Raw genomic sequence first — 14,212 nt, forward strand, 5'->3', positions numbered from 1 at the left:
GATCACGTTATGGTCGCGAGAAGTTCCCCGACGCGCGGTGCCAGGCGGGCACTGCGGACCGACGTCGACCGTTACGCAGTCGGGGAAAGGGAGGAACGATCGATGCCCGCAACGGGAGACGGGCGGGCACCTGGTGCCGCGGACCTGCCGGGCGCCCATGACGGCGCCCCCGTCGGCCATGCCCGCAGCCACGCCACGACCGGACCGGCCACGGCGGCTCCCCCGATACCCCACCCCCGCTCACGGGCCGCGCACGCCTCCCACCCGTCCCACGTCCCCGACCCGGCCGGCCCTCCGGCGGCGGACGCGCCGGCCGACGGCGCGCCGCTGCGGCTGCTGGTCATCGAGGACGACGCCTCGGACGCCCAGCTGATCAAGGCCGCGGTGGCCGACAGCGGCGCCTCGATCGAGATCCACTGGGCCCGCGGCCTGGACCAGGCGACCGAACTGCTCGCCCCGCCCGCCCCCTGGGCCCGGCGCGGGCGCTCCCGCACCCCCGAGTTCGGCTGCGTGCTGCTCGACCTCGCCGCGCCCGCCGACCTGCCGCACCCCTCCGACGCCTCGGACGGGCTGGAGGGCCTGCACGAGCTGCTCCGCCGCGCCCCGCACACCCCGGTCGTGGTGCTCACCGACGCCGCCGGGGCCGAACTCGGCGCGGCCGCCGTCGCGGCCGGCGCCCAGGACTTCCTGCTCAAGCACGAGACGGACGGCCCGCTGCTCGCCCGCGCCCTGCGCTACGCCGTCGAGCGCAAGCGCGCCGACGAGTCCCAGCGGCGCCTGGTCGAGGCCGAGTTGCGCGGCCAGGAGAACGCCCGTCTCCAGCGCCACCTGCTGCCCACCCCGCTGCTCGACGGCGCCGGGCTCTCCTTCACCCGGCGCTACCGCCCCGGCCGCCGACGAGCGCTGCTCGGCGGCGACTTCTACGACGCCGTGCGCACCGACGACGGCACCGTCCACGTGGTGATCGGCGACGTCTGCGGCCACGGCCCGGACGAGGCCGCGCTCGGCGTGGCACTCCGGATAGCGTGGCGCACCCTGGTCTTCGCCGGCCTCACCGGCGAGGCCCTGCTCACCACCCTCCAGCACGTGCTGGAGCACGAGCGGCGCAGCGACGAGATCTTCGCGACGCTCTGCATGCTGGTCATCGAGCCCGGCGGCGCCGGCGGCGGCCTCGACTCGCTCGGCGCCGGCGAGCGGGCCCGGCTCTACCTCGCCGGGCACCCGGCGCCGCTGCTGCTCGGCCGGGACCACGAGCCGATCAGCCTGCCCGCCGACCTCGCCGGGCCCGCGCTCGGCCTGCTGCCGTGCCACGACGGGCAGGCCGCCTGGCCCGCCCACGAGGTCGAACTGCGGCCCGGATGGCGGCTGATGCTCTACACCGACGGGCTGATCGAGGGCCGGGTCGGGGCCGGGTCCCGCCGACTGGGCCAGGACGGGCTCGCGGACCTTGTCGGCGACCACCAGGCCGCCGGGCTGACCCGGGGGCGGCTGGTCGACAGCGCCATCGCCGAGGTCGAGGAGCTGAACGGCGGCGCGCTGACCGACGACGTCGCGGTGCTGCTGCTGGAGCGCAACCCGGTGCAGCTGATCCTCGGCTGACGGCCCGGCAGCCGGACGGCCGGACGGGCCGCCACGCGGCCAGGCGACGGCGGGACAGGCGACGGCCCGGGCGGGTGAACTCCCCGCCCGGGCCGTCGCGCTGTCCGAGGTCTCGGCTACCAGGGGCCGTACGGCCCGGTGTTGCTCCGACCGCCCTGACCGCCACCGCCGCCGGTCAGCGCCCGGATCGCCGGGCGGACGTCCACCACGTAGACGATCGAGGCGACCAGGCCGGCCAGGGTGCCGATGCCGGTGAAGAAGTTCACCCCGAACAGGAGGTCCCAGCCGAAGGAGATCGCCAGGATCGCCACCCAGAAGCCCTTGGTCTTCTTGTCGGCCGCCCGGTAGGCGTCCTCCCGGCGGGTGGCCGCGTCGACCAGGGCGAACAGCTTGTAGGCGAGGATGGCGACGGTCGCCCACCAGACCGGGTTCAGGTAGGAAAAGGCCAGAATCTGAAACACTCCGACCATTTCGATCTCCTCTGCTCTCGACTCCGGCGCTGCGACCGCCGCCCATCCTGGCACGACAACCGTCCGCGACGGGGTGAACGTCCCACGGTCACCTGACGTGCCCCGGGGGGCGCGAGGTCACTCCGCGCCGTCGGCGGCGTTCTTCCGGGCCCGGGCGGACTTCTTCGGCGCGGGCCCGGCACCGCCGTCCGCCACCGGCTCGGCCTCGACCCGCTCCACGATCACCTCGGGCTGCCCGGGCTCCTCCGACGCCGCCGGTCGGGCCTTGTCCACCACGACCTTGCCGCGCTCGGCCAGCTCGTCGTACGTCTCCTTGGCCTTCACCGCCAGCTCGACCGCGCGGGCCACCTGCTGCAGGGCGAAGCCCTGGGCCCGCTCCTGCAGGGCCTTGAAGTCGGTCGGCAGGGTGGTGACGGTCTCGGCCACCTTGGCCTGTGCCCCGGTCAGCAGCGACTGCGCCTCGTGGAGCGTGGCCGTGGCCTTCTCCTGCGCGCCCTTGCGGTCCGCCGCCAGCGCCTCGACCCGGCCCGGCACCTCGCGCAGCTTCTCGTACGCGAGGTCCCCGGCGCCGGCCAGGGCGTACAGCGGGGTCGGGTCGCTGAGGGTCTTCTTGATCTCGTCGGTGATGGGCATGGTTACCGGTCCTCCCGGTGGGTGTTCTGGGTGGCTGGGCCGCCGGTCGGCGCGGTGGGGGCCGACGCGGCGTTCTCCTTGAGGAAGGCGTCGTAGACCGCGAGCAGCGCCTGCTTCTGCTGCTCGTTGATCAGCGGATCGGCCAGGATCGAGGCCCGCAGTTCCAGGCCCTCGCCCCGCCGCTCCTCCAGGATCCCGGCCTGGACGTACAGCGTCTCCGCCGAGATCCGCAGCGCCTTGGCGATCTGCTGGAGGATCTCCGCGCTCGGCTTGCGCAGCCCGCGCTCGATCTGGCTGAGGTACGGGTTGGACACGCCGGCGGCCTCCGCCAGCTGCCGCAGCGAGTACTGGGCGTTGCGGCGCTGCTCGCGGATGTACTCGCCCAGCGAGCCGACGTTCAGTGAGGCCATGCGGACAGCCTGCAGCACCCTGCTTGCAAATGCAAGCAGGGTGCTAGCGGCAGCAAACGCGCCGGGAGCCGGGGACGGCCCGGGCGGGCACCGAAGGGCGGGGGCGGGCCGGTCAGGCCAGGTGGGCGAGGAGCAGTCCGGTGAGCCGTTCGGGGGTGCGCAGCGGGAGGTAGTGGTCGGCGTCCGGGACGAGGTGGCCGTGGGCGCCGGGGATGTCGGCGGCGAGCCGCTCGGCGATCGCCGCGATCTCCGGGTGGTCGCGGTCGCCGTGGACGACCAGGGTGGGCGCGGTGACGGTGCCGAGGAGCGGCTCGGCCGCCCGGGCCGGGGCGCCCGCGAGGTGCTGCTCGCTGACGATCCGGCGGGCCGCGTTCTCCTCGACCATCGCCGCGACCAGCTCGCCGCCCGGCGCGCCGCGGCCCATCGCGGCCCAGACCGAGAGCTCCAGCTCGGCCAGCGCGGCCGCGTCGCCGCGCCGCCGGGCCTCGGCGTAGGCGGTGGTCTCCGGGGACGGCGGCCAGTCGTGGCCGCTGACCGAGGCACCCACCAGGCCGAGCGCGGTCACCCGGTCGGGGTGGGCGAGGGCGAAGTCCAGCGCGGTCTCCCCGCCCATGCTCAGACCGACCAGCGCGGCGCTGCGCAGACCGGCGTGGTCCAGCACGGCGCCCAGGTCCGCGACGTCGTCGAAGGCCCGCTCCGGGGCGCTGGAGCGGCCGAGGCCGCGGGCGTCGTAGCGGATCACCTCGTGGTGCCGGGAGAGCGCCGGGGCGACGGCGTCCCACAGCCGCGAGTCCATGCCGGAACCGTGCAGCAGCACCACCGGGCTGCCGGTGCCGCGGCGCTCCGCCCACAGCCGGCCGCCGCCGGGGGCGGGGACGTGGAGCTCGGCGGCGGGGGGATCGGGGTGCGGACTCATGCGGTGATCCTTCCAGAGCCCTTCCGGACCCTTCCAGGCCCTTCCGGGGTCCCGCCGGCCCGGCCGGTCGGGCGGCGCAGGCAGTCGGGCGGTGCCGGCGGTCGAGCGGTGCCGGCGCAGCCCGTCAGCCGGACTCGGGCAGCCGGATCGGCATCAGGACGGAGAAGGTGCCCGCCCGGCCCGGGCTGCGGACGGCCAGCGGGGCGATCGGGCCGCCGAGTTCGAGGAGCAGCTGTTCGGGCCGCCCGGCGTCGAGGGCGTCGAGCAGGAAGTCCCGGTTGACGGCCAGTCGGTAGCCCTCGGGGGCCGGGTCCTCGGCGACCGTCAGCCGGCCGTCCCCGCTCAGGGTCAGGACGGTGACCTCGCAGTCGGCGCCGTCCGGGCCGGAGGGCAGGGTGCGGGTGGCGCCGCTCTCCACGGCGGCGCGCAGTTCGGCGGCGGACTGGGCGATCCGGTGCTCGGGCTCCAGTCGGGTGACGGCCCGGTGGTCGGGGTAGTCGAGGTCGGGTGCGGCGCCCTCGATCCGGTGCTCCCCGGCCTCGGCCCGGACCAGTCCGCCGCCGAGGGTGAGCGCCACCTCGGCCGCCCCCGCGCCGAGCAGCGCGCGCAGCGCGTCCACCAGCGCGGTGGGGACGACCGTACCGGCCACCGGCCCCTCGGGCGAGTCGCCCGTGGCGGGCACCTCGGCGAAGGCCATCCGGTAGCGGTCGGTGGCGACCAGGCGCAGCACCGGACCGTCCGGTTCGAAGAGCACGCCGGCGAGCGAGGGCAGCTCAGGGTCCCCGCAGACCGCGAAGCGGACCGCGTCCAGGGCGGCGGCGAGGCCGGCGGCCGGGACGGTGAGTCGGAGTCCGGCGGGGGTGGTGGTCATCGGCTGCTCCCTCTGGTCGATCATCGCGTGGATCAGGGAGAGCTCGCGGCGGGCGTCGGCGAGGCCGTCCTCCAGCCGGCGAAGGTGCGCGTCGAGCACCTGCCGGGCCTCGCCGCCGCCGGGTTCGGCGCCGAGCACGGCGCGGATGCCGGACAGCGGCAGGCCGACCCGGCGCAGCCGGGCCAGCAGCCGGGCGTCGGCGAGCTGGCCGGGCCGGTACCAGCGGTAGCCGGTCTGCGGATCGACCCAGGCGGGCGTGAGCACGTCGGCGCCGTCGTAGTAGCGCAGGGTACCGACGCCCAGTCCGCTGGCGCGGGCCAGTTCGCCGATGCTGTGCAGCTCGCTCTCCATGCCGGTGACTCTGCGGGCTCGACCTGGTCGAGGGTCAAGCCGGGCCGGGCCGGCCGGCGCCGTCACCGGGGGCGGGAGCGGAGCCCAGGCCGGCCAGGTGGGCCAGCTTGTGCGGGTTGCGGACGCCGCGGATCTCGGAGATCCGCACGGCGCCGTCGGCACCCGGCTGGGCGAACTCGAACACCGAGACGGAGTCGACCGCTCCGTCCACGGTGACCAGCAGGCCGGGCTCGCCGTTGACCAGGACCGGACGGGCGTCGGCCCCCTCGCCGAGCCGGTGGAGCACCCCGAGGATGAAGCGGGCGACGTTCTCGGCGCCGGTGACCGGGCGCAGCGCGGCCCGGATCACCCCGCCGCCGTCCGTCCAGCTGACGACGTCCGGGGCGAGCAGGTCGAGCATCCGGTTGAGGTCGCCGCCGACGCAGGCCGCCAGGAACTCGTCGGTGGCCCGGCGGCGCAGCTCGGGCGGGGCGTCGTAGCGCGGCCGGCGGGCGCGCACGTGCGCCCGGGCCCGGCTGCCGACCTGGCGGCAGGCGGCCTCGGTGCGGTCCAGGGCCTCGGCGATCTCCCGGTAGGAGAAGCCGAAGGCCTCCTTGAGCACGAACACCGCCCGCTCCAGCGGGGACAGGCTCTCCAGCACCACCAGCAGGGCCACCGAGACGGTCTCGGCCCGCTCGACGCCGTCGGTCGCGTCCGCCTCGGTGACCAGCGGTTCGGGCAGCCAGGGGCCGACGTAGGACTCGCGGCGGACGGCGGCCGAGTCCAGCTTGTTGAGCACGAGGTTGGTGACCGTACGGGCCAGGAAGCCGCCGGGGGCGGCGACCGGGCCGGTGACGCCGCTCCAGCGCAGCCAGGTGTCCTGGACCAGGTCCTCGGCGTCGGCGACGCTGCCGAGCATCCGGTAGGCGATGCCGAAGACCATCCGCCGGTGCTGCTCGAAGGCTGCCAGCCGGGGGTCGGCCGACCGGGCTCCGTCGGCCGGTCCGGGGTCTCCTGTCGGCCCGGTCCCGCGGGCCGGCCCGGTGTCGTGGGTGTCGGTCACCCGCGCGACGCTACCGCACGGTAGCCTCCGCGCTCAGCCCCGGAAGGCCTCGTAGGCGGGGGCGAGCAGGACGGCGAGGTCGCGGCCGTGCACGGTGATGCCGGAGCGGCCGAGGCGGCGCAGCGAGGGCTCGTCGGGGCCGTCCTCCTCCTCCGCGGGGGCGGGCCGCAGGGTGAAGTCGCCGCGCCAGTAGGCGGCGACGTTGACCACGGGCGGTCGGGGGTCTTCGGTCACGCGTCCTCCTCGGCCACGGCGTCCTCCCGGGTGAGGACGACCAGTTCGCGCAGTGCGTCGGCCGACAGGTCGGTGAGCCAGCGCTCCCCCTCCCCCACCACCGCCTCGGCCAACGACCTCTTGGCGGCGAGGAGTTCGTCGATCCGCTCCTCCACGGTGCCGACGCAGACCAGCCGGCGGACCTGGACGTCCCGGCGCTGGCCGATCCGGAAGGCGCGGTCGGTGGCCTGCTGTTCGACCGCAGGGTTCCACCAGCGGTCCAGGTGGATCACCTGGTTGGCGGCGGTCAGGTTGAGGCCGGTGCCGCCGGCCCGCAGCGAGAGCAGGAACACCCGGGGCCCGTCCGGGGACTGGAAGCGCTCGACCAGCTCCTCGCGGCGCGCCCGGGGCACCCCGCCGTGCAGGTGGAGCACCTCCTCGCCGAGCCGGCGCTCCAGGTACGGGCGGAGCATCGTGCCGAACTCGGCGTACTGGGTGAAGACCAGCGTCCGGTCGCCCTCGGCCAGCGCCTCCTCCAGCAGCTCCGCCAGCCGGGCGACCTTGCCCGAGCGCCCGCCCACCGCCGAGCCGTCGTGCAGCAGTTGGGCCGGGTGGTTGCAGACCTGCTTGAGCTTGCCGATCGCGGCCAGCACCGTGCCGCGCCGCTCCACGCCCCGGATGCCCTCGACCCGCCGCAGCAGGTCGGCGACCACGGCCTGGTAGAGGCCGGCCTGCTCGGCGGTGAGGTTGCACCAGACGGTCATCTCCTGCTTGGCGGGCAGCTCGGCCGCCACCGCCGGGTCGGACTTGACCCGGCGCAGCACGAACGGGGCGGTGCGGCACCGGAGTTCGGCGGTGCGCTCGGGGCTGCGGTGCAGTTCGACCGGGATCGCGTAGCGCTCCTTGAAGCGCTCGGCCGGGCCGAGCAGGCCGGGGTTGGCGAAGTCCAGGACGGCGTGCAGTTCGGCGAGCCGGTTCTCCACCGGGGTGCCGGTCAGCGCGATCCGGTGCCGGGTGACGGGCAGCGCGCGGATCGCCCGGGACTGCGCGGTGCCGGTGTTCTTGATGTGCTGGGCCTCGTCGGCGACCACCCGGCGCCAGCGGATCGCGCGCAGGGCGGCGAGGTCGCGCTGGACCAGCCCGTAGGTGGTGATGACCAGGTCCACGCCCCGTACGGCCGTGGCGAGTTGCTCCGCGCCGAGGCGGTCGGCGCCGTGGTGGACGTACCGCCGCAGGCCGGGGGCGAAGCGCTCGGCCTCGCGCTGCCAGTTGCCGACCAGGGACATCGGGCAGACCAGCAGGGTGGGGCCGGGGGCACCCTCGGGCTGCTCGGCGGCTTTTTCGGAGGCCTTCCCGCCGGCCTTCTTCGCGGTCTTCGCGGACGCCTTCGTGGCGGCCTGCTCGGAGGCCTGGTCGGCGGCCTGCTCGGCGGCCTTCTCCGAGGCGAGCAGGGCGAGGGTCTGGACGGTCTTGCCGAGGCCCATGTCGTCCGCCAGTACGGCGCCGAGGCCGAGCCCGGACATGGTCCGCAGCCAGGCCAGGCCGCGCTCCTGGTACGGGCGCAGCACGGCCCGGAAGTCCGGCGGCAGCTCCGGTGCCGGGGCGGCGCCGGCCCGCCCGGCGAGCAGTTCGCCGAGCGGGCCGTCCGCGCGCACCGAGGTGACCGGCAGCCCCGCGACCGTCGCGTCCGGGTCGAGGGCGAGCCGCAGCAGCTCGGGGGCGGCGAGCACGCCGTCGCGCCGGTCGGCCAGGAAGGCGAGCGCGGCGGCGATCTGGGCCGGGTCGGCCTCCAGCCAGGTGCCGCGCACTCGCACCAACCCCTGTTTGGCGGCGGCGAGTTCGGCCAGTTCCCGCTCGCTGAGCGGATCCCCGTCCGGGCCGAGCGCGGCCTGCCAGCGGAACGCGACCACGGCGTCCCGGTCCACCTGGCTGCTGACCGCGAGCGAGCCGGGCGCGGGCGGGGTGGTGGCGCGCAGGGCGAGCCCGAGCCGGGGGCGGCGGCGCCACCAGGCGGGCAGCAGCACCCCGAAGCCGCCTTCGGCGAGGGCGGGCGCGGCGGTGCGCAGGAAGTCCAGCGCACCGGCCCGGTCGAGCGGCAGGGCGGACGGGCGGGTGCGGTGGCGCAGCCCGTCCAGGGCGGGCCAGCGGTGGGCGGCGCGGGCGAGTTCGGCCACCAGGACGTCGACCGGGTCGGCCGTCCTGCGGGCCAGCGCGGCGTGGGCGGCGCCGCCCTCGTGCAGGTCGGCGGCGCGGACCAGCAGGGAGGGCTCGTCCACGGCCTGGAGCAGGAACTCCAGCTGCCAGGCGTCGTCGGAGGGGCGGCCCTCGGGGTCGTCCTGGTCGGGGCCGAGCGGCTCGACCAGGCGGAAGCAGAGCCGCACCGCAGGGTCGACCGGCTCGGCGGCGGCGTACCAGGCGCCGAGCCGGCGGCGCAGTTCGGCGACCTCCCCGGCCGGGGCGCCGTCGAACCCGCCGTCGGGGGTGGCGAGGGCGTGCAGCCAGCGCTCGGCGACGGCCCCGGCCTCGCCGGGCGGCGGGAAGGGCGTGTCCGCCAGTGCGGCGCGGGCCTCGGCGTCCACCAGGGCGCCCAGGGCGGCGCCCAGCAGCGCGTCGCCGCTGCCGGGCCCGTGCGGCCACTCCCCCAGCAGGACGGGCGGGCAGCCCGTGGCCAGGGCGGCGGCCTCGCGGCGCCCGGCCGGGGTGGGGTCGGGCCGCCACCGGGCCCGCGGGCGGCCGTCGGCGCCCTCGACCGGCAGCGGCAGCACCCGGCCGCGGCCGACCGTCCGCCAGGCGAGGTCGTGCACCCCGGTGAGCCAGCGCAGCGAGGGGCCGTGGACCACCTCCACCCGCCCGGCACCGGGCAGGTCGGTGCCGGTGACGGCCCAGAGCGGGTCGAAGACCTCGCCGAGCAGCTGGGCGGCGGCCCCGGTGCCGAAGAGCAGCGCCGGCACCCGCCAGGGGGTGAGGACGGCGCCGCCGCGCGGCGGGGTGACCGGCAGGTCGGGAGAGGGGACGGGGACGGTGCCGACGGTGGGCAGCAGCAGGGTGGCCCAGCGCTCGGGGGCCTGCCCGGCGAGCCAGCCGAGGCCCGGGCCGATGCCGCCGAGCACGGCGGCCAGCTCGCCGGCCGGGCAGGCGTAGGGGTGGGCGCGCGGGGCGGGCCGGTCGGGGTGCGGCTCGGTGGCGCCGGGGTGGGCGCGGGCGTCCTCGGCCCAGAGCGCCAGCTGCCCGTCCGCCCGCCAGAGCGCGTGCAGGACGAACATCGGAGGCCTTCCGGGCGGGGTGGATCCGTTCCTCGCAGCCTAACCGGGAGGGCTGACAGGGCCGGTCCGCTGAGCCGTTCGGGGGATGCCCCGACGCATGGTTGAAAGTTGAACGAAAGTGTCCTACGCTGGAGCCAACACGTTGAAGCCTAAACAACTGGCTTCGGACCAAGGAGGAAGCCATGGGCCTGTTCAACCGCACCAAGACCGTCACCGCCCCCGCCGCGACCACCGTCCAGGCCCCGGCCGGCCCGGACCTCGCCCACCTGACCGGCGACTGGACGATCGACAGCACGCACAGCGAGATCGGCTTCTCGGTCCGCCACGCGATGGTCACCAACGTCAAGGGCCGCTTCACCGAGTACGACGGCAAGCTGCACCTGGACGGGACCCACCCCGGCAACTCCTCGGCCGAGCTGGTGATCAAGGTCGGCAGCGTCGACACCAACCAGGCCCAGCGCGACGAGCACCTGCGGACCGGCGACTTCTTCGCCGTCGAGACCCACCCGGAGATCCGCTTCCGCAGCACCTCCGCCCAGCTGCTCGGCGGCGACTCGTACCGGATGACCGGCGACCTCACCATCAAGGGCACCACCCGCCCGGTCGTGCTGGACCTGGAGTACACCGGCAGCGCCACCGACGCGTACGGCGCCGACCGGGTCGGCTTCGAGGGCAAGGCCGTCGTCGACCGCACCGAGTTCGGGCTGACCTACAACGCGGCCCTGGAGACCGGCGGCGTCCTGATCGGCGAGAAGGTCAAGCTCAGCTTCGACATCTCCGCCGTCAAGGCGGCCTGAGCCGACCTCCCCCTGAGCGCCGCCCCTGCCCTTCCCCCCGGGGCAGGGGCGGTTTCGCTCCCTCCCTGGAGGGGGCGGCTACGACAGCAGCGCCGCGTCGGCCGCGGGCAGCCAGCTGCCCGGCGGGCGGCGCAGCCAGCCCTCGGCCGCGCCGAGCGCACCCGCCGCGGCGGCCAGCGCCCGCAGCCCCGGGTGACGCTCGCCGGGCCGGTGCACCAGGCTGACCAGGCTCAGCGGCACCGGCTCCACCAGCGGCACGTTCACCGTCCCCGGCATCCGCGGGCCGCCGACCGTGGTCAGCATCGGATCGCCGTGCCGGGCGAGGTAGCGGGCGGTCTCGTCCACGCCCACCGGCGGCACGTACGGCGCGGCCGCCGTCAGGCCGTGCTCGCGCAGCAGCCGGACGCCCAGGTCGGTCCACTCGGTGGTGGCCGGGTTGCCGGCGCAGACGTCCACGGGGTGCCCGGCCAGCTCGGCCACCCGCAGCACCGGGCGGCCGGCCAGCGGGTGGGTGTCCGCCATCATCACCGAGATCCGCTCCAACCGCACCGGCAGCTGGGCGAGTCGGTCCCGCACCGGGGCCGGCAGCCCGGCGTAGCGGCCGAAGGACGCGTCCAGCCGGTGGGCCAGCAGTTCGGCCGCGGCCGCGGCCAGTCCGCCGTGGAACCGGGCCAGCAGTTCGCCCTCCGGCCAGGCGGCGCGGGCCCGTTCGAGCACCCGGTCGGCGGTGAGGTCCGGGCCGGTGACGTCGCTGTTGAGGTCGAGCAGCAGCGGCCGGGCGGCGGCCCCGGTCAGCGCCCCGGCGAGGATCTCGTCGTGCAGGGCGAGGAAGCGGCGCGCCCTGGGCAGCAATCGCCGCCCGGCCGGGGTGAGTTCGACGCTGCGGGTGGTGCGGGTGAACAGCGCCTCGCCGAGCAGCCCCTCCAGGGTCCGGATGTCCCGGCTGAGCGCCTGCTGGGCGAGGTGCAGCCGCTCGGCGGCCCGGCCGAAGTGCAGGGTCTCGGCGGTCGCGACGAAGCCGCGGAGCAGACGGGGGTGCAGGTCACGGGGCATGGGCGGCAGATTAACAACAGCGTGTTGTGAGTGCGGCGAAACAGGTGTTGGACGGCCGCCCGCCGCCGGCGCCAGGCTGGGGGCACTCCCCTCCCCCTGCCCACAGGAACCCGATGCCCTCGCGCGCCCTCCTCACCTCCTACCGGCGGCTGTTCGCGGCCCCCGGCGCCGCCGCCTTCACCTTGGCCGGGCTGCTCGGCCGACTGGCACTGTCGATGAACGGCGTCGCGCTGGTGGTGCTGCTCTCCGAGCGGCGCGGCTCCTACGGGCTGGCCGGCGCGGTCTCGGCGGCCGGGCTGGTCGCCGGCGCGGTCGGGATGCCGCTGATCGGACGGCTGGTGGACCGGTACGGGCAGGCGCGGGTGACGGTACCGGCCGCGCTGTACAACGCCGTTCCACTGACCGGACTGCTGCTCTGCGTCCGGCTCGGCGCACCCGACTGGACGCTCCTGCTCTGCTCCGCGGCCTGCTCGGCGGCCCCCAACCTCGGCGGCATGGCCCGCTCCCGCTGGGCCCACCTGTACCGGGACGACCCGGCCGCCCGGCACCTGGCCAACTCCTTCGAACAGGCGCTGGACGAACTCTGCTTCATGGCCGGGCCGGTGCTCGCGATGCTGCTCTGCACCACGCTCGCCCCGGAGGCGGGACTGGTCACCGCCGGCACCCTCGGCACCGCCGGCGCCCTGCTGTTCGCCGCCCAGCGGCGCACCGAACCCCCGCTGCCCGCCGCCCCGGCGGAGGGGCGGGAGCCGGCCGGCCGGCGGCACGGCTCCCCACTGCGGGTGCCCGGGCTGCGGGTGCTGGTGCTGACCTTCCTGGCGACCGGCATGGTCTTCGGCGCCACCGAGATCACCACCGTGGCGTACGCCGACGCGCTCGGCCACAAGGCGTCGGCCGGCCTGCTGCTGGCCCTGGTCGCGGCCGGTTCCTGCGTGGCGGGCCTGCTGTTCGGGCTGCTGACCCCGCGCCGGGCACCGGGCGCGCGCTTCCTGCTCGGCGCCTCGGCGATGACCGCGGTGCTGCTGCTGCCGCTCGCCGCCGGGCTCGGCGGGGCCGGGCTCGGACTGCTCGGCGTGACCCTGTTCGCGGCCGGCACCGCCACCGCACCGACCATGGTGACCGGGATGACGCTGGTCCAGGAGCTGCTGCCGCAGCGGCAGTTCAACGAGGGGATGGCGATGGCGGTGTCCGGCATCGTGGTCGGCATCTCGGCCGGGGCGGCGCTCGCCGGGGCGGTCGCCGAGCAGGCCGCCCCGGGCACCGGCTACGCCCTGCCCGCCGTGGCCGCCGGGATCGCACTGCTGATCGCGCTGGCGGGGCGGCGGCACCTGGCGGGGCACGGCGGACGGGCCGCGGACGGGGCCCCGGGAGAGGGCCCGGACGGGACGGCGGAAAATGCCGAGCCGATTGTCAGTGCCACCCTCTAACGTCGAGGCATGGGGGAAATCACCTACGTCCAAGGCGATGCCACCACGCCCCAGGGCAAGGGCGTGAAGGTGATCGCACACGTCTGCAACGACCTCGGCGGCTGGGGCAAGGGCTTCGTGCTCGCGCTTTCCAGACGCTGGCCCGAGCCCGAGGCGGCGTACCGACGCTGGCACCGGGAGCGGGCGAAGAACGACTTCGGGCTGGGCGCCGTCCAGTTGGTGCCGGTCGGTCCGTACGTCTGGGTGGCCAACCTGGTCGGCCAGCGCGGCATCCGGACGGGGCGCTCCACCGGGGTGCCGGTGCGCTACGAGGCGATCGACACCGGGCTGGCCGCGCTCGGCGGGCACGCGCTCCGGCTCGGCGCCTCCGTCCACATGCCGCGGATCGGCTGCGGCCTGGCGGGCGGGCGGTGGGAGCGGGTAGAACCGCTGGTCACCGCCCGGCTGACGGACCGGGGCGTCCCGGTGACCGTCTACGACTTCGACTGACCGGACCGCTCCGGCAGTTCCTCCACCGATCCCTTTCCACCGGTCGACTCCACCGATCCGTTCCCACCGGTCGTCTCCACCGGCCTGGCTCCTACCGGTCCGTCGGCTCCGGCCGGTCGGCCCCGACCGCCACGCGCGCGGCCGGCCAGGCGTACACGTACTCGGGCAGCAGGAATCCGCCGGGGAACTCGCCCTCCTGCTCCCGCACCCGCTCGGCGCCCTCGCGCTCGTAGAAGGCGATCGCGCGGGTGTTGTCCCGCAGCACCTCCAGGAAGAGTCCGGCCCCGGGGTGCCGCTCGGCGACATGGGCGCGGGCCGCGGTCAGCAGCTCGCGGCCGATGCCGCCGCCGTTCAGGCCGGGGCGCACGTGCAGGTTGTCGATCAGCACCGCGCCGTCCGGCTGCGGGACGAGGTAGATGAACCCGACCGTCGCGCCGGCCCGTTCGGCCACCAGGAGCTCGGGGGTGTTCTCCGGCTCCCCGTAGTCGGCTTCCAGGCGCAGTCTCCACAGCTCGCGCCGCTGGGCGGCCATTCCGTCGCCCAGTCCCTCCTCCGGGACGATCCCCTGGTAGGCGGTGCGCCAGCTCTGGGCGTGCAACTCGGCGATGGACTCGGCGTCCTGCACTCCGCCGTGCCGGATGAGGGTCTGACCTGAACTGATCATGTGACCAGCCTCCC

14 protein-coding genes are annotated in these 14,212 nt (G+C 76.0%); 4 read left to right on the forward strand and 10 right to left on the reverse strand.

Annotated features, from left to right (window positions below):
• The first annotated feature begins 102 nt into the window (after positions 1-102).
• The gene (locus ACZ7RU_RS08475; protein WP_470340096.1) at positions 103-1,599 is read left to right on the forward strand and encodes a PP2C family protein-serine/threonine phosphatase; all 1,497 of its coding nucleotides are present in this window, start codon (positions 103-105) and stop codon (positions 1,597-1,599) included.
• Between the two features lie 116 nt (positions 1,600-1,715).
• Here ACZ7RU_RS08475 and ACZ7RU_RS08480 read toward each other — a convergent pair whose 3' ends face one another.
• The 8 genes from ACZ7RU_RS08480 to ACZ7RU_RS08515 form a co-directional block, all read right to left on the reverse strand.
• Entirely contained in the window at positions 1,716-2,069 is a 354-nt protein-coding gene (locus ACZ7RU_RS08480; RefSeq protein ID WP_470340097.1) for a DUF2516 family protein, read from the reverse strand.
• A 117-nt stretch (positions 2,070-2,186) separates the two neighbouring features.
• A complete protein-coding gene (locus ACZ7RU_RS08485) occupies positions 2,187-2,702 on the reverse strand; it encodes a hypothetical protein (RefSeq protein ID WP_470340098.1) in 516 nt (171 codons plus the stop codon).
• 2 nt (positions 2,703-2,704) lie between these two features.
• Complete coding sequence (locus ACZ7RU_RS08490) at positions 2,705-3,112, reverse strand: helix-turn-helix domain-containing protein (RefSeq protein WP_470340099.1); 408 nt, start codon at positions 3,110-3,112, stop codon at positions 2,705-2,707.
• A 112-nt stretch (positions 3,113-3,224) separates the two neighbouring features.
• Positions 3,225-4,028 (reverse strand): alpha/beta fold hydrolase, encoded by an 804-nt coding sequence (locus tag ACZ7RU_RS08495; RefSeq protein WP_470340100.1) that lies wholly within the window; start codon positions 4,026-4,028, stop codon positions 3,225-3,227.
• A gap of 124 nt (positions 4,029-4,152) precedes the next feature.
• The gene (locus ACZ7RU_RS08500; RefSeq protein ID WP_470340101.1) at positions 4,153-5,250 is read right to left on the reverse strand and encodes a DNA polymerase III subunit beta family protein; all 1,098 of its coding nucleotides are present in this window, start codon (positions 5,248-5,250) and stop codon (positions 4,153-4,155) included.
• Positions 5,251-5,284: 34 nt separating this feature from the next.
• Positions 5,285-6,172 carry an RNA polymerase sigma factor SigJ gene (gene sigJ / locus ACZ7RU_RS08505; RefSeq protein WP_470340232.1) on the reverse strand — a complete coding sequence of 296 codons (888 nt, stop codon included), beginning with the start codon at positions 6,170-6,172 and terminating at the stop codon, positions 5,285-5,287.
• Between the two features lie 153 nt (positions 6,173-6,325).
• The gene (locus tag ACZ7RU_RS08510; RefSeq protein WP_470340102.1) at positions 6,326-6,526 is read right to left on the reverse strand and encodes a hypothetical protein; all 201 of its coding nucleotides are present in this window, start codon (positions 6,524-6,526) and stop codon (positions 6,326-6,328) included.
• Complete coding sequence (locus tag ACZ7RU_RS08515) at positions 6,523-9,768, reverse strand: DEAD/DEAH box helicase (RefSeq protein WP_470340103.1); 3,246 nt, start codon at positions 9,766-9,768, stop codon at positions 6,523-6,525. Before ACZ7RU_RS08515 ends, ACZ7RU_RS08510 begins: the two co-directional genes overlap by 4 nt.
• A gap of 182 nt (positions 9,769-9,950) precedes the next feature.
• On the opposite strand from ACZ7RU_RS08515, the gene ACZ7RU_RS08520 reads away from it, so the two are divergent.
• A complete protein-coding gene (locus ACZ7RU_RS08520) occupies positions 9,951-10,565 on the forward strand; it encodes a YceI family protein (RefSeq protein ID WP_470340104.1) in 615 nt (204 codons plus the stop codon).
• 78 nt (positions 10,566-10,643) lie between these two features.
• On the opposite strand, the gene ACZ7RU_RS08525 is transcribed toward ACZ7RU_RS08520, so the two are convergent.
• Complete coding sequence (locus ACZ7RU_RS08525; protein WP_470340105.1) at positions 10,644-11,618, reverse strand: LysR family transcriptional regulator; 975 nt, start codon at positions 11,616-11,618, stop codon at positions 10,644-10,646.
• Positions 11,619-11,731: 113 nt separating this feature from the next.
• Between ACZ7RU_RS08525 and ACZ7RU_RS08530 the strand changes: the two genes are divergently transcribed.
• A complete protein-coding gene (locus ACZ7RU_RS08530; protein WP_470340106.1) occupies positions 11,732-13,045 on the forward strand; it encodes an MFS transporter in 1,314 nt (437 codons plus the stop codon).
• A gap of 9 nt (positions 13,046-13,054) precedes the next feature.
• On the forward strand, positions 13,055-13,534 hold the full coding sequence (locus ACZ7RU_RS08535; RefSeq protein ID WP_470340107.1) for a macro domain-containing protein: 480 nt from the start codon (positions 13,055-13,057) through the stop codon (positions 13,532-13,534).
• Positions 13,535-13,625: 91 nt separating this feature from the next.
• On the opposite strand, the gene ACZ7RU_RS08540 is transcribed toward ACZ7RU_RS08535, so the two are convergent.
• Positions 13,626-14,198 carry a GNAT family N-acetyltransferase gene (locus tag ACZ7RU_RS08540; RefSeq protein WP_470340108.1) on the reverse strand — a complete coding sequence of 191 codons (573 nt, stop codon included), beginning with the start codon at positions 14,196-14,198 and terminating at the stop codon, positions 13,626-13,628.
• Positions 14,199-14,212 lie beyond the last annotated feature (14 nt).

It is taken from the genome of Kitasatospora sp. NPDC114501, from assembly GCF_055633695.1.